This is a genomic window from Amorphoplanes friuliensis DSM 7358 (assembly GCF_000494755.1).
Classification (GTDB): Bacteria; Actinomycetota; Actinomycetes; order Mycobacteriales; family Micromonosporaceae; genus Actinoplanes; species Actinoplanes friuliensis.
This window is the reverse complement of sequence record NC_022657.1, coordinates 5343807-5362809: the sequence shown is the minus strand read 5'-3', so window position 1 is coordinate 5362809 and position 19003 is coordinate 5343807. Positions and strand designations below refer to the sequence as shown.

At 72.1% G+C, this 19003-nt stretch carries 12 protein-coding genes; 6 read left to right on the top strand and 6 right to left on the bottom strand.

The genetic code is table 11. The annotated features are described in order from the left end of the window. The first annotated feature begins 56 nt into the window (after positions 1-56). A complete protein-coding gene (locus AFR_RS43890) occupies positions 57-1469 on the top strand; it encodes a GGDEF domain-containing protein (protein WP_023363819.1) in 1413 nt (470 codons plus the stop codon). 42 nt (positions 1470-1511) lie between these two features. Beyond that, positions 1512-1826 (top strand): type II toxin-antitoxin system PemK/MazF family toxin, encoded by a 315-nt coding sequence (locus AFR_RS24955; protein WP_023363818.1) that lies wholly within the window; start codon positions 1512-1514, stop codon positions 1824-1826. Here AFR_RS24955 and AFR_RS24950 read toward each other — a convergent pair whose 3' ends face one another. Beyond that, on the bottom strand, positions 1827-2762 hold the full coding sequence (locus tag AFR_RS24950) for an RNA polymerase subunit sigma-70 (RefSeq protein ID WP_202963948.1): 936 nt from the start codon (positions 2760-2762) through the stop codon (positions 1827-1829). 111 nt (positions 2763-2873) lie between these two features. On the opposite strand from AFR_RS24950, the gene AFR_RS24945 reads away from it, so the two are divergent. After that, positions 2874-3632 (top strand): SDR family NAD(P)-dependent oxidoreductase, encoded by a 759-nt coding sequence (locus tag AFR_RS24945; RefSeq protein WP_023363816.1) that lies wholly within the window; start codon positions 2874-2876, stop codon positions 3630-3632. On the opposite strand, the gene AFR_RS24940 is transcribed toward AFR_RS24945, so the two are convergent. Then, a complete protein-coding gene (locus AFR_RS24940; RefSeq protein WP_148308050.1) occupies positions 3629-7282 on the bottom strand; it encodes a WD40 repeat domain-containing protein in 3654 nt (1217 codons plus the stop codon). The two genes, AFR_RS24945 and AFR_RS24940, sit on opposite strands and share 4 nt — an antisense overlap. A gap of 23 nt (positions 7283-7305) precedes the next feature. Further along, a complete protein-coding gene (locus tag AFR_RS24935; protein WP_023363814.1) occupies positions 7306-8136 on the bottom strand; it encodes a transglutaminase family protein in 831 nt (276 codons plus the stop codon). Positions 8137-8415: 279 nt separating this feature from the next. On the opposite strand from AFR_RS24935, the gene AFR_RS24930 reads away from it, so the two are divergent. Continuing rightward, a complete protein-coding gene (locus AFR_RS24930; RefSeq protein ID WP_148308049.1) occupies positions 8416-10239 on the top strand; it encodes a SpoIIE family protein phosphatase in 1824 nt (607 codons plus the stop codon). Positions 10240-10497: 258 nt separating this feature from the next. Here AFR_RS24930 and AFR_RS24925 read toward each other — a convergent pair whose 3' ends face one another. From AFR_RS24925 to AFR_RS24915, 3 genes are all read right to left on the bottom strand, one after another. Beyond that, positions 10498-11229, bottom strand: a complete 732-nt coding sequence (locus tag AFR_RS24925; RefSeq protein WP_023363812.1) for a 3-keto-5-aminohexanoate cleavage protein — start codon at positions 11227-11229, stop codon at positions 10498-10500. Continuing rightward, complete coding sequence (locus AFR_RS24920; RefSeq protein ID WP_023363811.1) at positions 11229-11975, bottom strand: DUF427 domain-containing protein; 747 nt, start codon at positions 11973-11975, stop codon at positions 11229-11231. The genes AFR_RS24925 and AFR_RS24920 overlap by 1 nt, the downstream gene beginning before the upstream one ends. Before the next feature lie 72 nt (positions 11976-12047). Next, complete coding sequence (locus AFR_RS24915; protein WP_023363810.1) at positions 12048-12944, bottom strand: alpha/beta hydrolase family protein; 897 nt, start codon at positions 12942-12944, stop codon at positions 12048-12050. Positions 12945-13077: 133 nt separating this feature from the next. Between AFR_RS24915 and AFR_RS24910 the strand changes: the two genes are divergently transcribed. Together AFR_RS24910 and AFR_RS24905 are read left to right on the top strand one after the other, a co-directional pair. Then, positions 13078-14442, top strand: a complete 1365-nt coding sequence (locus AFR_RS24910; RefSeq protein WP_023363809.1) for an alpha/beta hydrolase family protein — start codon at positions 13078-13080, stop codon at positions 14440-14442. Positions 14443-14473: 31 nt separating this feature from the next. Beyond that, a complete protein-coding gene (locus AFR_RS24905) occupies positions 14474-18973 on the top strand; it encodes a glycoside hydrolase family 2 TIM barrel-domain containing protein (protein WP_148308048.1) in 4500 nt (1499 codons plus the stop codon). Positions 18974-19003 lie beyond the last annotated feature (30 nt).

Sequence of the window (19003 nt, the reverse complement as noted above, 5' to 3'; positions counted from 1 at the left end):
CGCCGGGGGTTCACGGGAACGCTCACCCCGCCTCCGGCCCGGCCGAATGGTGAGAAGTGAAGAAGGCCCGCCGCTGGTATCTGGGCGTCACCGGGCTCATGACGGTGGCGCACCCGGTGCTTCCTCTCGACGTCCGCTCGGTCACCTACCTGCTGGTCTCCGCCTGCACCGTCGTGCCGCTCGTGGCGACGGCCCGCAGCGAGGGACGCGGACCCTCGCGGGTGTGGTGGATCCTGGCGTTCGCGATGAGCGTGCTGACCGCCGGCAACACGCTGACCACGTTCGGCGGGCCGGCCTGGCGCATGCCCTCCGAGCTGCTCATCACGGCCGGCCACGCCTCGCTGCTGGTCGCGGCGATCCTCCTGGTGCTCCGCCGGGGGCGCAACGACATCGGTGGCCTGCTCGACGTCTCCGTCACCGCCATCGGCCTGGGCGGGCTCGTCTGGACCGCCCTGATCTTCCCCCGCCTGGAGTCCCTCGGTACGGACACCGGCGAGGAGGCCGCGCTCCTGATCAGCGTCCTCGTCCTCGTCGGGGTCCTCGGCGCGCTCATCCGGGTCTGGAAAGTGGCCGAGGTGGCGCTGCCGGCCCTGGTGATGCTCATCTGGGCGCTGCTGCTGGCCCTGACCGGCAACGTGATCCTGGCGCTGTCCACCGGCACGATGACCAGCGGACGACCCGGCTGGACCGAGATGTTCTTCCTGGTCGCGTACCTGCTGCTGGGTCTGGCGGCGCTGGACTCCTCGGCCGGTGAGCTCGCCCGTGAAGGACCGGCTCCGGTCGACCGCCTGTCGTCCGGGCGGCTGGTCTTCCTCGGCGCCGCCCTGGCCGCCAGCCCGCTCGTCGCCGGTCTGCGGCAGATCCTCCACCTGCCGGCCGACGGGCTGCTGCTCGCCTTCGGGACCGTGCTGATCGTGCCCCTCGTGATGATCCGCGTGGGCCGCCTCGCCGCCGAACGCCGTGGCGCGGAGGCAGCGCTGCGGCACCAGGCCACCCACGACCCGCTCACCGGGCTCCCGAACCGCGCCGAGCTGATCACCCGCCTCGACGCGGCGCTGGCCCGTGAGCGGCTGCTCGGCCGCCCCGCGGTCGTGCTGCTGTTCTGCGACCTCAACGGCTTCAAGGACGTCAACGACCGGCTCGGCCACACCGCCGGCGACGAACTGCTCACCGGCATCGGTGTGCGGATCCGTGCCGGGCTGCGGGCGGGGGAGACCATCGCCCGGTACGGCGGCGACGAGTTCCTCGTGCTCTGCGAGGAGGAGGCCCAGGCGCAGGCCGCGCACCGGCTCACCACCCACATCGAGCACGCCCTGGCCGAGCCGTTCACCCTGGCCGGGCGGCCCGTCCACGCCAGCGCGAGCGTCGGCGCGGTGATCTCCGACGGCGGTTCCGGCGCCGAGGAGCTGATCAGCCGCGCCGACCAGGCGATGTACCGGGCCAAACAGCGCCACCACGCGGCCGCCTGACGCGCCGCTCGCCGAAGATCGGCACGACGGTACGCTCGGCGCGTGAAGCGCGGCGAGATCTGGACCATCGGCAGCCGCACCGACCTGCGTTACCGGGTCCTCGTGCTCTCCTCCGACAGCTACAACGAACGCAACAACGCGTCCCCGTACTGCGCCCCGATCGTCCGCCAGCGCGGCGCGACCGAACTCCCGCCGTACGCGGTGGCCCTCACCGAGCAGGACCCGATCACCGGCGTGGTGGTCGTCAACCGCATGCGCCGCCTCCCGGCCTCGGTCGGCGCCGAACGCATCGGCATGGTCACCGGCTCCAGCATGGCCCGCCTGGCCGAGGCGATGCGCGAACTCTTCGAGATCTGATCACAGGCTTAGTCCGAATCGGGGGAGCAGTTCCGCTTCGAAACGGGTGAACGCTGAGATCCGGTCCCCGGCCAGCGTGAGCACGAAGAGCCCGCTCCCGGATCCGGCCAGGTAGGCACCGAACGCCGGCTGGCCGTTCGCGCGCACCGGCATGAGCTCGACCCGCCGCCCCGACTCGAAGATCATGGTGAAGAGCCTGGTCAGCGCCTCGTGTCCCTGATATTCGAGCGGGATCGGCGGCATCGACACCACGGCGTCGTCGGTGAACAGTTCGATGAGCGCGGCCACGTCGCCGGAGGTGTAGGCGCGAACGAACCGCGCCACCAGCGCCTCTTCGGACGGTCCGGGGACAGCCACGCCGGGAACGTTCTGCCGGCGCAGTGCGGCCCGGGCCCGCTTGAGGGCGCTGTTGGCCGCGTCGACCGTCATGCCGAGCATCTCCGCGACCTCGGCCGCGGAGAAGTCGAGCACGTCACGCAGCACCAGCACCGCCACCTGCCGCGACGGCAGGACCTGCAGCGCGGTGACGAAGGCCAGCGACATGGTCTCCGTCTGCTCGTACCGGGCCTCGGGGTCGTGCAGTTCGTCGGGCCAGGGCTCCAGCCAGGTGATCTCCCCGAGCCGCGTCGGCTCGGGCATCTCGGCCCCGGGCATGTCCCAGACCTTCACCGGCCGCCGGCTCGCCGCCCGGCGCACGTTGAGACACCGGTTGGTCGCGATCCGGTAGAGCCACGTCCGCACCGACGCGCGGCCCTCGAACGCCCCCAGCCCCTGCCACGCGGCCAGCAGGGTGTCCTGCAGCGCGTCCTCCGCATCCTGCAGCGACCCCAGCATCCGGTAGCAGTGCACATGCAGCTCCCGCTGATGCGGCGCGGTCAAGGCCCGGAACGCCTCACCGTCCCCGGCGCGCGCCCGCGAGACCAGATCGGTTGTCACCAGCTCCACTCTCCACCCCCTTCCCCGGTACGGACACCGGCGACCCGCCGAACTGGGCGGTGACCAGTTCCCGGGCCGGCCGGTGTCTGCACCGTCGACGAAAGGAACACCATGTTGCTGAAGGACCAGGTAGCAGTGATCTACGGAGCCGGCGGCGCGATCGGCGGAGCCGTCACCCAGGCGTTCGCCGACGCGGGCGCCCACGTCTTCCCCGCCGGCCGCCGCCCGTCCGCCGTCGCCGGCCTCAAATCCGAGGAGGTCGACGCCCTCGACGAGCGCGCGGTCGACGACCACCTCCAGACCGTGATCGACCGGGCCGGCCGCCTCGACATCTCGTTCAACGCGGTCGGCTTCCACGACGCACCCGTCCTGGGCGTACCCCTGGCCGACCTGGACGCCGCGAAGTTCACACTGCCACTCACCAACTACGCGAACTCGTACTTCCTGACCGCCCGCCTCGCGGCCCGCCGCATGATCCCCCAGCGATCGGGCGTGATCATGACGGTCACCGCCCTCCACTCCCGCATCGGCCTGCCCCTGATCGGCGGCTACGGCCCGGCCATGGCCGCCAAGGAATCCCTCACCCGCAGCTTGTCCGCCGAACTCGCCCCGCAAGGCATCCGCGTGGTCGGCCTCCGCCCGCAAGCCCTGCCCGACAGCCCCACCATCCGCAACGCCTACGAACCCCGCGCCGCAGCCACCGGCATGACCTGGGACCAGTGGCAACAACTCCTGGCCAGCCGCACCCACCCCCGCCGCCTCATGACCCTCGACGAACTGGCGAGCTCGGCGGTCTTCCTGGCCTCGCCCGGAGCGAGCGGCTTCACCGGAACCACCGTCAACCTGACGATGGGCAGCCTCGACGACTAACTCCCGAGAAGCCGGACACCCAGGTCGCGGCGCGCTCTGTCGGTCAGGACGGCGTCGCGGCCCAGGGTGATCGCGATCAGCCCGGACGGCCCACCGGCCACGATGGTGTCCCCACCGACAACAGCGAGCGACCAGACCGGGGAACCGAGCTCGATGACCTCCCCGACCCGCCCGTCGAGATCCCAGATCGCGATCGCACCCGCATAACCCCCGGTAACCACCACGTCCCGGCCGTGCAATGGTGCAACGACGGCGTCGCTCAGGGCCATCCGGTGTCCGTCATCGATGATTGTGTCCACCAGCAAGGTGCCTTTCGTGGCGTCCCAGACGTGCACGTGGGAGCTGGCCCCGATGCCGACAGCGACGCCGCGGCCGGTGATCTTGCCGGTCACGATGCGGTAGATACTGCTGCTGAGCGGGCAGCCGGCCGCGAGCCGCTCGGCTGACGGCTGCCCGGTGTCGAGAACGACAGCTGCGATGGTGTCCCTGCCGGGCGCCAGCGCGATCCCGTTGATGGCGACCATGTTCCACACCCCCGGGCCGACCTCGACCGTCCGGATCGGTCGTGGCCGGGCCGGGTCCCAGATCTGGAGCATGCCGGTCCTGGTCACCACGAGGACCCGGCCCGGTGCCGTCGCGAGTGCAGCGATGTCGTCCGGACCGGCAGCGGTGAACCGGCGGCGGGTCTTGAGTGTGGCCGCGTCGATCAGGTGCACAGTGCCGTCGGCCATTGTTATCGCGACGTTGCCCGGGCCTGGACCGAGGTACCTGCCCAGAGTGTCGCGACCCCGGTTCGGCGCCGGACGTGTCGCGATCGTGCGTCCGTCCCCCGGATCGAGAAGCAGCAGGTCATCGCCGGTCGTGGCCAGGAGCCTCTCCTTGCCGCCGACCCGCATCCTCAGCAGCTGGCCGGTGGAGAGATCGTCCTTCGTCCGAGCGGCGGAGTCGCGGGGCCACCAGACCCTGGTGGCCCCGTCGCGCCCGCCTGTGACAACCACGGTCTCGCGGTTCAGTTCCAGCACTGCGACGCTGTCGATCCCGCCCTCGTGTGCGGCGACGTCGTGGCCGATCGGTTCTCCGGCAGGCCAGGACCAGAGCTTGAGCCGGCCGTCGGCGCCCCCGGCACCGAGCAGGCCGTACCCCACTGCAAGGGACATCGTCGCTATGCCCGGTGAGGCCAGGTCGCCACCGAGACGACCTCCGGTGTCGAGGTCGTACCGGACGATCGGCCGGTCCCCTCTGCCCGCGACAACGGCAACGACATGGCCGTCAGCCTCGCCCAATGCCCCCGACCACACCGGACCGTCCAGATCGGCGATCGTGTCGTCGAAGGCGAGGAAGGACTCGCCGTAGGGGTCACCCGCGGCCAGATCGAACGCCCGCACCCGGCCGGCCAGGTCGGTCAGCACCAGCGGACGCCCGGTGCACGTCGCGGCGTCGAGCAGGGACGAGCCGGGCGGCAGCTGCATCAGCGGCCCGGCAGGCTTGTCATCGACGGGATCCCAGAGCCGTACATGGCTGGCGCCGCCTAGGACCAGCAGGTCGCGGCCCTGAAAAGTGATCGGCGCGCAGTAGTCCAGCTGGTCCACGCCGACCTTGGGCGTCCACGGCTGCACCTCACCGGAGACGACGTCGTGGCGGAGCAGGCTGCCATCAGTGTGGACGGTGATCACCGCACCGGGGACGGGTGCCGCCGACAGCAAGCCTCGCAGCCGCTCGGGCAGCAGCACCGGATGGATTCCCTCGGCGGTCAGCCGCCACACACCCAGGCTGTTGTCGGAGCAGGCCACGATCAGCTGTGCTCCGACGCTGAGGCGCCGCACATATTCGTTCTGCGAACCGATGAGTCCGGCACCGGCCGTGATGGTCCGCCACCGTGCCCACGGCACCGACCAGGGCAGGGCCAGCGGGAGTGCGGCGAGTCTGCCCGCCAGCTCCTCCGCGCCGAGTTTCCGGGCCGCCATCTGCAGGTAGGCCGCCCGCTCGGCGTCGTTCCGGACGAAGAGGGTGCGGCCCGCCCGCAGCACCACATCGATGACGTCCTGGAGCTCCGGGGAGGGCCGGCCCTCCGCGCGCTCGTTGATGGGCAGCACCCCGATCACCTCGTCGGGGTCGGTGGCGATCAGGAAGAGCGGGTCAAGCAGCAGCTCGGTGACCTGGCCCGCCGCAGACGCGTGGGCGGCCAGGTGCAGACGGACGTACTTCCCGGCGGCGAGCCAGTCCGGGCCGGGTGGCACGTGATCGATCAGGGTGCGGGTGATCAGGCGATGAGCGGCGCGGACGCCGGTTCGCTCGGCCACTGCGGCGCGGAGGTGCTCACCGAGGGCCTCGTGGAAGAGCCGGGAAGCATCGTCGGCCCTGGTCAGCAGATGCACGGCCCGGCGCTCACCGAGCAGCCACGCCACGTCCTGCTCGGTGTACCGGGCAGTGCCCAGGGCGGTTGCCAGCGCCGCCCATACGACCGGGTCGCTGAGACCGGCACCCTGGGCGAAGGCGAGAGGAACCAGCAGGTCACGAGCCGTTCTCCGCTCGGCGCCGAACGCCGCGAGGTAGCGTTCCATCGCGGCGCCGACGGAGTCGGGGAACTGCTCGGGGGAGGCGTCCGTGGCCTCCGGCAGAGCTGCGAGGGTCACGCACGTGAGCTGCACGATCAGGAAGTTCGTGCCGGCGCGCTGAGCGACCGCAGCGGCGACCCGCGCGGCCAGCTCGGGCCGCTTTCGGTACGGCGACGACACCCCCGGCTCACCCTCGGCCAGCAGGCAGCGCCGGGCGTACTCGGACAGGTCCGCCCGGTCGAAGTACCCGGGGTCGTCCAGCGGTACCTCCAGAAGGTACGGACCGAAGCGGCGCAGCAAGCTCCGGTCGGCACCGGTCCGGAGGCCCAGCAGCAGCCGGATCCGCCAGGCCGCAGCGCCCGCGGCCAGGGGCTCGAGGAGTTCGGTGATCAGGTGCTCGGGATCCTGGGCCTCGTCGACGCCGTCGATCACGATCCCGCGGACCGGCCGTCCCGCGTCGCGGTGGGGCACGGCCAGGAGTTCGAGGGCGGTGCCGACCGGGCGACCCACGTTGCGGCCGATGTCGGCGGCCACCTGATCCGCCGTCCGCCCGCGGGCGTGCACGACACAGTGCACACTCCCCGGTGGCGGCACGAGACCGGCGTCCGCCGGGGTCTGTCCGGCCGGCACCTCACGACGCAGCGCCGGAAACCCGAAGGTGACCACCCGGCCCAGCACCGCCGACTTCCCGGCGCCGGGTCCGCCGGTCACCACCCGGGTGCGGTGGTCGCCGGGCAGCTCACCGGCGAGCCAGGCCGACAGCTCGCGGAGCGCCCGTTCCCGCCCGGTGAAGTACCACTGCCGGCGAAAGGATGACGGCGTGACGCCGCGGCCGCGGGTCAGGAAGTGGCGCCGGAGCTCACCGACGGCCTCAGCGCCGTGCCGCCGCCGATCCTGCCGTGACCTGGTCAGCAGCACGGTGACGGGCAGGGCGAACGCGAGCACGGCCACGGTGAGCCAGAGGACGACGGTGATCGGGCGCGGGTCGTCGGTGCCGGACAGTTCGGCCATCGCGGCGACCGCACCGCCCACACCCGGGATCAGAGCAAGCCACAACCATCCCCGTACGCGATGGGCGGGTGACGGTGTCGACACTCTCCGATGCTAGAGGCAAACGGCTAATCGACGGCGGTGACGGTGACGTTGCGGGTGCCGGTGAGGGTGCCGCCGGGGGCGCCGACGTAGGTGCCGGAGGTGGGGGCGACGTCGGCGTAGTCGCGGCCGACCGCCACCGTCAGGTAGCCGTTTCCCGCGCGGCGGCCGTGGCATGGGTCGAAGGCCAGGGCCACGGCGCGGTCGCCGCGGGGGACCAGGATCTCGACCCAGGCGTGGGTGCCGCCCTGGCCGATCAGGTGGCCGGAGACGTAGCGGGACGGTACGCCCAGCAGGCGGCACATCGCGAGCATGACGTGGGCCGAGTCCTGGCAGACGCCCTGGCCGGCCGCCAGCGCCTGGGCTGCGGTCGTGCTGACGGTCGTGACGCCGTACCGGTAGGTCAAAGCAGCGTGGGCGGCCGCGCAGACCTGGGACGCGGTGTCCTCGGCGTCCGTACCTGTGCAGGGAGCGGCCAGGTCACGGAGTGCCTCGTCGGGGGCTGTGAGGCGGGTCGGGCGGAGGAGGCGGGGGTCGCGCAGGGCGGCGAAGGGTAGTTCCGGCGGGCCGTCGCCGGCGACGCGGTCGAGGTCGGCGGTGAGGCGGAACTCGACGGCGTGCTCGACGCGGGCGGCGACGACGCGGACGACGGTGTTGCCGGCGGAGTCCAGGCGGGCGCGGCGGGCGTGGGCGGCGCCGGTGACCTCGAGGCGGTGGTGGCGGCGGTACAGGTCGCCGTGGCGGCGCCGGGGGACGACGACGAGGCGCTGTGCGAGGGCGGTCACCGGGGCCTCGTAGGCGTACCGGAAGGTCTGCTCGACGCGGTAGCTGATCCGCCGTGCCCCGTCGAGGTCCATCCACCCATGATCGGTCATGGCTGTTTCCGGCGCATGACCGCACCGCCCATCACCGGCCCGGCCTGCTCGTACGTTCGGCCGCGCGGGCTGTCCGGACGGCCACCGGGCGCTGGTCGCCCTTCCGGGTGACCTGGCCGGCGCTGCGCCGCAGGTGGGACGGAGGGGGAGGTGAACGGGGGATGACGGTGCGCGGCGCGGTGGCGTAAGCAGGAGTCGGATCGGTCAATCTCAGCAGGCGGGAGCGGAATGGGCGGCGGCCAGCAGGCTTATCTCGAGGCGATGGAGAGCTTGCGTTCCGCGGCGCGCCGGCCTTCCACCGAGGCCGGGTGGGCCACTGTCGACCGTGCCGTCGGACTGCTCGCGGGACGGACGCACTGCCGGTTGTCGGAGGCGCACCGGCACCTGCTGAAGATGGCGGCGGATCAGAACCGTGAGGTCGTCGACGTCGCCGCCGGCGTGATCAGCATGTTGGACGTTCCGGAGCCGGGCGAGGACCATGGGCTGCCGGAGCTGCGGCCGGCGGTGCTGCCCGCGCTCGGCGGCTCCCCGGTCCGGGTGGTCGAGCCCTGGCTCGCCGTGGTGCAGGCCGTGCTCGATCTGCTGCCCGGTCAGGCCGCCCTGCTGACGCCGTTGCGGGACCGGTCGGGCGGTCTCGCCGATTTTGTGTACGCCGCGACCAGCCCGGAAGCGGTCGCACCGGACGGGCGCCGTGGCCGTCAGCTCGTCGGCACCCGGCTGGGCGAGCAGTTCCCGGAGACGGTGATCAGCGACCGCTGGGAGGCGTACCGGCGGGTCCTCGAGACCGGTGAGCCGACGGTGGTCGGACCGGTCCCGTTCGGCGAGGCCGTCTACACCGTGCGGTGCCACCGGCTGGGCTCAAGCCTGTTCCTGACGTGGGTCCAGCACGGCCGTGAGCAGGGTGACAACGACCGGATCGCGGTCACCGAGCGGCTGGGCAACCTCGGCTGGGGCGAGTGGGACCTGGTCCGCGGCGAGGTGCACTGGTCGGCGCAGCTCTACCGGATCTACGAGCGGGACCCGGCGCTGGGCCCGCTGCGCCGGGAGGAGTCGGAGGCTCTGGAGGTGGCCGAGGACCTGCCGCTGCGTCTCGCGGCGGCGGAGGCCTTCGAGCGCGGCGAACAGGTTGATGTCACGGCCCGGATCAAGGTCAACGGCCGGATCAAGTACCTGCGTACGGTGGCCGATGCCGTTCGTGACGGTGCCGGGCGTCCACTGCGGATCTTCGGCATCGTGCAGGACGTGACCGCCCGGGAGACCAGCGTGCGCCGGCTGGCCGAGGTGGAGGAGCAGCTCGACGAGCACCGGCGGAGCCTGCACGCCGAGCACGAGCTGGCGGCCCGGCTGCAGCAGATCATCCTGCCGATCCCGGAGGGGCCGATCGAGCTGCCCGGCGTCAAGGTCGCGGTGCGGTACCTGCCCGCCGGCCAGGAGAGCCTCGTCGGCGGTGACTGGTACCACGCGGCTGCGCTGCGTGACGGTTCGGTGCTGTTCGCGATCGGGGACGTCGCCGGGCACGGCACACAGGCAGCGACGACGATGGCCCAGCTGCGTTACTCCCTGCGAGCGCTCGCCGTGACCACGAGTGACCCGGCGAACCTGCTCGGCCACCTGAACCGGCTCACCTGCGACCTGGACCAGGAGCGCCCCGAGACGGCCGCGACCGCGATCGTCGCCCGTTACGAGCCGGCGCAGCGCCGGCTGACCTGGGCGCAGGCGGGGCACCTGCCGCCGCTGCTGAGCCGGGCCGGCCGGACCGAGCCGCTGGCCCGTCCGAGCGGGCCGATGCTCGGTGTGGTCGAGGACGCGCGGTACGAGTGCGCAACCCTGCGTATGGAGCTCGGTGACGTGCTGATGCTCTACACGGACGGCCTGGTCGAGCACCGCCGGCGCACCCTGGACGAGGGCCTCGACGCGGTGATCCGCACGGTGGACGAGGCCGTGGCGGCGTCCCCGCGTCAGCCGCTGGCCGAGCTGCTCAGCCGCTTGCGTCAGGCCAATCCGGACGACGACACCTGCATCCTGGCGTTCCGGCCGGTGACGGGGGAGACCCAGGACCTGCGCCGCTACCTGCGGCCGGGCTGATCAAGGCCCGACTTCAAGGAAGTTGGGCCTTCGCCCAGATCTGAGGCCCGACTTCAAGGAAGTTGGGCCTTCGCCCGGATCTGAGGCCCCAATTTCAAGGAAGTTGGGCCTTCGCCCGGATCTGAGGCCCCAATTTCAAGGAAGTTGGGCCTTCGCCCGGATCTGAGGCCCCGACTTCAAGGAAGTTGGGCCTTCGCCCGGATCTGAGGCCCCGACTTCAAGGAAGTTGGGCCTTCGCCCGGATCTAAGGCCCCAACTTCAAGGAAGTCGGGCCTTCGCCCAGATCTCCAGCGCCCGGGCGACCAGCTCGGCGTTGCCGGTCGCGGGCGAGCCGTCGTCGAGGTCGAGAGTGTCCTCCAGCCCGATCCGCGTCGGCAGCCCGAGCCGCCCGGCGTGCCGGATCAGCGGCCAGCAGGCCTCCTCCTCGCCGTGCAGCAGCCGAGGCCCGGACACACCGAGCCGGTCGAGCCGCTCCAGGATCGTGTCGGCCGAGGCCACCGCGTCCGCCGCCGGCGTGTGCAACACCTCGATCAAGATCCGATCCACCGGTACGCCCAGCAGCGTCCCGACCTCACCCGCGGACCACACGCCCGCCTCGACGGCGATGCCCGAGCCGCGCAGGACACGGGCCAGGTCGGCGAACCCGTCCTCGCTCACGTTCACCGACGCGAAGTCCGGGCGCCTGTCCACGGGCAGCCCGGCCCACCCGCCGACGGCCGCCATCCGCCGCGCCACGTCACCGCCCGTGATCCACAGTCCGGTGGAGACGCCGACGGGCGTACCCGGGCAGGCGCCCCGCACGGCCGCAACCGCCGCACCGATGTCCGCCGCCGCCAGGAACTCGGCGCCGTGGTCGTCACGGGGATGCACATGGATCGCCTCGGCCCCGGCCGCCACGGCCTCGGCAGCGGCCCGCGCCACCTCGGCCGCCGTCACCGGCACACCCTGGGCCCGGTCACCGTTGAGGCAGGCCTTGATCCGCCTGATCATCAGCTGAAGTGGGTGACGGGCCGGTCCAGCGGCACCCCGTCGAGCACGATGTCCACCTTCTCGTTGTAGAAGCTGATCAGCCCGGCGATCGGCTGCAGCTCCCGCGTCGGGAAGTCGTACGACCAGGCCAGATCGGCGTGGGTCGTCCCGCCGGCCTCGACCGACCAGTACCCGGTGGTCCGGCCCTTGTACGGGCAGGCGGTGACCGTCGCGCTGGACCGCAGGTGGGTGAAGTCGACCGCGGTGCGGCTCAGGTAGTACCGCGTCGGCAGCCCGGTCTCGAAGACCAGCACGGGGGACGCCGACTCGGCCAGCACCAGACCGTCGAGCTCGACGTGCACGTGCCGCGTGGACCGGATCGCGTCGACCCGTGTGTACGGGTTCCGCGGGTGCACGAAGATCTCCTCGTCCTCCTCGAACCAGGCGTCGAGGGCGTCCCAGTCCAGCCGGGCCAGGCCGGTCCCGGTGTAGACCCGGCCGGCCGCCGGACGATCGACGCCACCGGCTCGCAGGCCGATCCGGCGGGCTGCGCCGCGGCGCAGGTGCTCGACGTGGTCCTCGTCTACGAGGACGTCCGGGTCGATGTCGACGGCCGGGATGTAGAAGTGCGGGTACGGCGGGAACTCCCACACGTAGACCGCCCGGGTGGTGTCCAGCACGACGCGGCCGCCGAGCATCGCGCGGATCCGGCGCGGGACCGGCTCCTGGTGGTCGACGGGCGTGATGAGCTGCGGGTAGTCGGGCATGGTGCGATTCTCACCCCTGCGCGGGAGGGCCGGCGGGAATCGTTCCCGCCGGCCCTCTTCGGTGCTTCCTGATCAGGTCAGCGGGCAGGAGTTGCGGTAGTCGGAGATCGACGAGCTGCTCGGTCCGGGGCAGATGAACTGGTCGTAGCGGGTGTCGTTGTCGACGAAGCGCTTGAGCCAGGCCACCGCCTGCCGCCCGGTCGGTGTGTTGGTGCTCTGCGGGAAGAAGTGGCTGGCGTTGTTCAGCTCCAGGTAGGCCTTCTCCGCCGACGAGGGGATGCTGTTGTAGAACGGGATCGAGTGCGACGACACCGGCGCGACCGTGTCGCTCTCGCCGCCGATGATCAGGGTCGGCACCTGCAGGCCCGACCAGGTCTTGGTGGTGTTCCACGGCGCGAGGGGCACCGCGGCCTGCAGCGACGGCCGGTCCTTGGCGGCCTCCAGGCTGCCACCGCCACCCATCGAGTGCCCGGCCACCGCGAGCCGGGAGGCGTCGACCCGCGTCCGCACCGAGCTGCGTGTCGTCAGGTAGTCCAGGGCCGCGAGCAGCTGGTTGCCGCGGGAGGAGGGCTGGTCGAAGACCGAGTTGGTCTCGATGCCGATCACCACGAACCCGTGCGAGGCGATTCGCGGGCCGAGCCAGCTGATGCTCGACCACGAGGCGGTGTAGCCGGGCGAGATCGCGATGCCCCCGAAGGTGCCCGCGCTGGTGCTGGTCGGGTAGTAGATGACGCCGCCACCGAAGCCGGAGACGCTCAGCGACGACACCGACTGCTGGGAGGTGGCGAACGGGCCGCGGCTCGCGTCGAGGACGGCGGACGTGGGGGCCGGGCCGCGCTCGTACGGGTTCTCGGCGGCCTGCGCGGCTGTCGCGCCGGTCAGGGATCCGGCGACCAGGGTGAGGGTGGCGGCCGCGGTGACGAACAACCGGCGGGCCCGGAGACGGGCGGGGATGGTCGGTGACTGCACGTCGGACTCTCCTCGGGTGGATGGAATCGACGAGCGCCAGTCTTCGGCGGGGTGCCGCCCCGACACATCGGTGAAATCACCGGCCTTGACAGCGGCGGGCCCGCGTCCTTGAGTGTTACCGGGAGGTAACACAGTGGACCTCAAGCGGACATCGATCCTGCTCGTCCCGGCGCTGCTGCTCGGCCTGGTGACGGCGCCGGCCGCCGCCGCGCCGGTCGTGTGCGCCGCGCCCGTGCCGAGCGCGACGCAGCCCGGATACACCGTCGCCGATCCCGCGTGTGACCTGAACGGCACGCCGTTCACGGCCTCCGCGAGCTCGCGGGTGTACACCGGGATCCGCGACGGCGCCGCGTACAGGATCGAGGTCCCGGAGGCGTGGAACGGGCAGCTTGTCGTCTTCGCGCACGGTTATCGCGGGACGGGCAAGGTCGTGTCGGTCGACAGCCCGGACCTGCGCGCGCACTACGTCGCCGAGGGCTTCGCCTGGGCGGCGTCGAGCTATCAGACCAACGGGTACGACGTGGGTCAGGGCGTGCGGGACTCGTACGCCCTGATCGACCGGTTCCGGCAGGTCACGGGCCGGTCCGCGCGGTCGGTGGTGATGACCGGCAAGTCCATGGGCGGCCACATCACGGCGGTCGCGATCGAGGAGCACCCGAGGGCGTTCACCGGTGCGATGCCGTACTGCGGTGTGCTGGGTGACACCGAGTTGTTCGACTACTTCCTCGACGCCGGGGTCACCGCCGCCGCGCTGGCCGGCGTCGAGCCGTCCTTCCCCGTCGAGCCGGGCCCGTGGCAGGCGGAGGTCGACCGGATCGTGCCCGCGCTCGGGCTGAAGGGCACGCTGACCGGGGCCGGGCGCACCTGGTCGTCCGTCGTCGAGCGGCGCAGCGGTGGGGTGCGGCCGGGCTTCGCCGGGGCGTTCTCCTACTGGAACGCCGCGCCGGCCTCCGACCCGGCGCTGAAGATGCCGTTCCTGTTCGGGGTCTACCCGGGTCTGACCGGTGGAACGGCCGGCATCGCCGACGGCAACGTCACCGACAACCGCTTCGCCTTCTACCGCAGCACGGACGGCTGGCCCACGGCCGCCGAGTGGCAGCTCAACGCCCGGGTGAAGCGCGTCCGGGCCACCGACCGGGCGAGCGCCGGGCTGGACGGGATCCCGCGGGTCGACGGGCGGCCGCGCGTACCGGTGCTGTCACTGCACGACCTCGGCGACCTGTTCGTACCGTTCTCGATGGAGCAGATCTACGCCCAGCGGGCGGCGCGCAACGGCCGGGCGCAGCTCTTCGTGTCGCGGGCGATCCGCGGTGTCGGGCACTGCGACTTCACCCAGCCCGAGCTGCAGCAGGGCTTCGACGACCTGATGACCTGGGTACGCACGGGCCGTCGCCCCGGCGGCGACGCGATCCTGGACCGGCGTGCCGTGGCGGCGCCCGGCTTCGGCTGCCGGTGGACGGTGGGAACCCGCGCGGCGTTCGGCCCCGCGTGCGGTTGACAGCGCCCGCCGACATTGATTGTCTTCAATGATGCGGCGTACCCCCTTTCTGTGGCTTTCGCGCTCGGTGCTCGTGATCGCGCTGGTGGCGGGGGTGGCCGCGCCGTTGCCGGCCTCGGCGCAACCAGCGGCTCCGGCGGACGTCTACCGCTACCTGGACGATCCGCAACTCACCGGTGAGGGGCAGGAGGAGCCGCACGCGGACCTGCGCCCGTACGCGAGCGCCCAGGCCGCCGCCGCGGACGTCACCAGCCACTCCGCGAAGGACCCGAACGTCCGCTCGCTCAACGGTCGCTGGCAGCTCAAGATGTTCGACCGGCCCGACGACGTGCCGGCCGCGTTCCACGACGCCGGTTTCGACGCCTCGTCGTGGCCGTCGGCGACCGTGCCGCACACCTGGCAGTCGGACTTCATCGACCACCCGATGTTCCGCAACATCCCCTCGGAGATCGTCCCGGACGACCCGCCGCGGGTCCCGCGCGACGTCAACCCGACCGGCGCCTACTTGCGGACGATCGACCTGCCCGCGGACTGGGCCGGTGACCGGGTCTTCCTGCGCTTCGAGGGCGTGACCAGCAACTACCTGGTCTGGGTCAACGGCGCCTACGTCGGGTACGACCAGGGCGGCTACACCCCGGCCGAGTTCGACATCACCTCGCGGCTGCACACCGGCAAGAACACCGTGGCCGTGCAGGTGCACCGCTGGGGCAGCGGGGCGTACCTCGAGGACGTCGACCAGTGGCGCTACAGCGGCATCTTCCGTGACGTCTGGATGTACCGCACGGAGCAGACGCGGCTGCGGGACGCGTACATCACGACCGACCTGGACGCGGCGTACCGGGACGCGACGCTGAGCGCGCGGCTCGACGTCGCCGGGGCCGCCGGGGCCTTCACCGTGCGGGGCAGCCTGCAGGACGCGCACGGCCGGACCGTCACGACGGTGAGTTCCCCCGCCGGGGTCGGCCGGGTCACGCTCACCGTGCCGGTCTCGAACCCGGCGAAGTGGAGCGCCGAGGAGCCGAACCTCTACACGCTGGTGCTGCAACTGCTGGGTTCGGACGGCCGGGCGCTGCACACCACCGCGCAGGCGGTCGGCTTCCGCGAGATCGAGGTGCGCGACCGGCAGATCCTGGTCAACGGCAAACGGATCCTGATCAAGGGTGTCAACCGCGCCGAGACCGATCCGGACACCGGCCGTCACGTCACCCGGGAGGCCCAGCGCCGCGACGTCTTCCTGATGAAGAAGCTGCACGTCAACGCCGTACGCACGTCGCACTACCCGTCGGACCCCTACCTGTACGACCTGGCCGACAAGCACGGGTTGTGGGTCGACGACGAGGTCGACATCGAGACGCACAACCACGAGACGTGCCCGTCGAACTGCCTCGCGGACCGGCCGGAGTGGCAGGCCGCCTTCGCCGACCGGTTCCGCGCGATGGTCGAACGCGACAAGAACCACCCGAGCGTCATCTTCTGGGACACCGGGAACGAGGCCGGTCTGGGCGCCGCGCACCATGCGATGGCCGCCTGGGCCGACGCGAACGAGCCGACGCGGCTGCTCTACCACCAGTCCAACAACCCGGACGGTGACGCGCCCTTCGCGGACGTCGACGGCCCGCGCTACCCGACGCCGGCCCGGCTGGAGGCGCGCACGCTGAGCAGCGCCAAACCGATCGTGATGGGCGAGTACGCCCACGCCATGGGCAACGGCCTCGGCAACTTCGACCAGTTCTGGGCCCTCGCCCGCAAGTACCCGTCGATGCAGGGCGGCTTCATCTGGGACTGGGCCGAGCAGAACCTCCGCCAGCCGCTCGTCCTCACCCCGGACTCGGCCGGCGGCATCCAGACGTTCCTGGTCGGCAAACCCGCCGCCGTGCCCGGCCGCCGCGGTCAGGCGGTCGAGCTGTCCAGCCTGGACGACTACGTCGACGTCTTCCGCGACCCGCGCCTCGACCTGACCGGTCCGCTCACCCTCGACGCGTGGGTCAAGCCGGGCGACTGGGCCGGCAGCTTCCCGATCCTCACCAAGGGCCAGGGGTACGCACTGCAGATGCGCGACCGCGACACGCTCGAGTTCGGTGTCGGCCCCGGCTGGACCACCGTCGCCGCGGACGTGCCCGCGAACTGGTACGGCGCCTGGCACCGCGTCACCGGCGTCTACGACGGCACGGCCCTGCGCCTGCTGATCGACGGCGCCGAGGCGGCCACGACGGCCCGCAGCGGCCCGGTCGACCCGGGCCTGTTCGAGGTCAACCTCGGCCACAACGCCGAGACGCAGCAGGACAACGACCTGTGGAGCGCCCGCACCGGCCGGGGACTCCTCGACGACGTCCGCATCTACTCCTCCGCCTTGACGCCCGCGCAGCTCGCCGCTGATCCGGCCTCGCAGGCCGTGCTGGCGCTGAACTTCGACACCTTCCAGCGGCGCGGGGACTTCCTCAGCCTGGGCATCAGCCTCTCGGGCACCGACGGGCTGGTCGGCTCCGACCGCTACGTCCAGCCGGAGACCGCGGAGATGGCGTGGGCGCAGGCGCCGGTGCGCTTTGCGCGTACCGGGGAGGGTGTGGTCCGGGCGCTGAACGAGCAGCAGGCCGGAGCCTTCGACGTGACCCTGCGCTGGAAGGTGATCGAGCAGGACCGGACGCTGCGCAGCGGTAGCAAGCGGGTGCGGCTGGGCCCCGGCCAGAGCTACGACCTCGATCCGGGTGCACTGCCGGCGAACCCGGACGACCGCGAGCGCTTCCTGACCGTGTCGGCGGCGCAGGGGGAGTGGATCGTGGGGCACGACCAATTCGCGGTCGGCGGCCGTGCGGTGCCGGGCATCCTGCCGTTGCCGGTCTCCGGCGCTCCCGCCCTGCGGACCAGCGGCGACACGGTCAAGGTCACCGGCAAGGGCTTCGCATACCGCTTCGACGGCGGTGCTCTCGCCTCGATGCGGGCGGACGGCCGGGAACTCCTGCACGGCCCGCCGCAGCTCGACGTCTACCGCCCGCCGACCAGCAACGAGACCTACGACTGGGGGACCGACGACCGGCGGATCTGGCACGAGACGGGCCTCGACCGGCTCCGGACAACCGTGACCGGAGTGAAGACGCGCACCGAGGGCGACGCGGTCGTCGTGGAGGTGCAGAGCATCGCGGCCGGGCCCGGCACCGAGGCGCTGCTGTCGTTCGACCAGACCATGACGTACAGGATCGACCGGAACGGCACGGTGAAGCTGCAGCACGACGTGGTGCCGAAGGGCTCGAGGGCGGGCTCGCTGCCGTACCTGCCGCGGGTCGGGATCTCGCTGCAGGTACCGGACAGGATGCAGCAGTTCGCCTACTACGGGCGCGGTCCCGCCGAGTCCTACAACGACCGCCGCAGCGGCTCCCCGATGGGCGTCTACCGCAGCACGGTCGCCCGGGAGTACGTCCGCTACTCCCGCCCGCAGGCCAACGGCAACCACACCGACACCCGCTGGGCGACGCTGCACGACGGCCGCTCGGGGCTGCTCGTCGGCGGCACCAAGGACGTCAGCGTCACCGCCTACGACAACCTCGACCGCGCCGAGTACGACCACCAGCTGCCCCTGGTCCGCAACCGTGGCTGGGTCACGCTGCACGCGGAAGCCGGCGAGACCGGCATGGGCGAGACCCCGAACTCGGTGCTGGCGCCGTACCGCCTCTCGCCGACCACGCCGTACAGCCACGAACTGGTGCTGCGCCCGCTGACCGGCGCCGAGGTCCGCGCGGACGGCGTGCCGCGCTCCGACGTCGCGGCGCCCTGCCCGCCCGAGGTGACCACCACGACGGACGGCCGCATCGACCCGGGGACGCCCGAACCCGTGCAGGTCCAGGTCGCGGCCCGCTGCACGGCCGGTCTCCGCGACGCGACGGTACGCCTCGCAGCGCCGCAGGGCTGGACGGTCTCGCCCGCGTCGGTGGATCTGGGCGCCATCGCCGACCTGGAGACGGCCACGTTCACCGTCACGGCCCCGCCGGGCACCGACATCGGCACCCACCGGCTGACGGCGACGGTCTCGACGACCACTCCGGCAGGCTTCCGTTCCACCACAACCAGCACGGCAACCACCCAGACTCCACTCCCACCCGGGTACGCGTGGCTCAGCGACCGCCCCTTCACCGCCCCGGTCAACGGCTGGGGACCGGTCGAGAAGGACCGCAGCAACGGCGAACAGGGCGCCACCGACGGCAACCCGCTCACCATCGGCGGCGTCACCTACACGAAGGGCCTCGGCACCCACGCGGCGTCGACGGTCCAGGTCCCGCTCGACGGCGCCTGCACCCGCTTCCGGGCCGACGCGGGCGTCGACGACGAGACGGGCAGCGGCGGCTCGGTCACCTTCGAGGTCTGGCTCGACGGCACCCGCCGCGCGCAGACCGGCGTCCTGACCGGATCGGCCGCCGCCCAGCCGTTCGACGTCGACCTCACCGGCGCGCAGACGATGGAGTTGCGGGTGACCGACGCCGGCGACGGCAACGGCAACGACCACGCCGACTGGGCCGCCGCCCGCCTCGCCTGCGCCTGACCGGGGTGACCCACCATGCCATGATCAGCG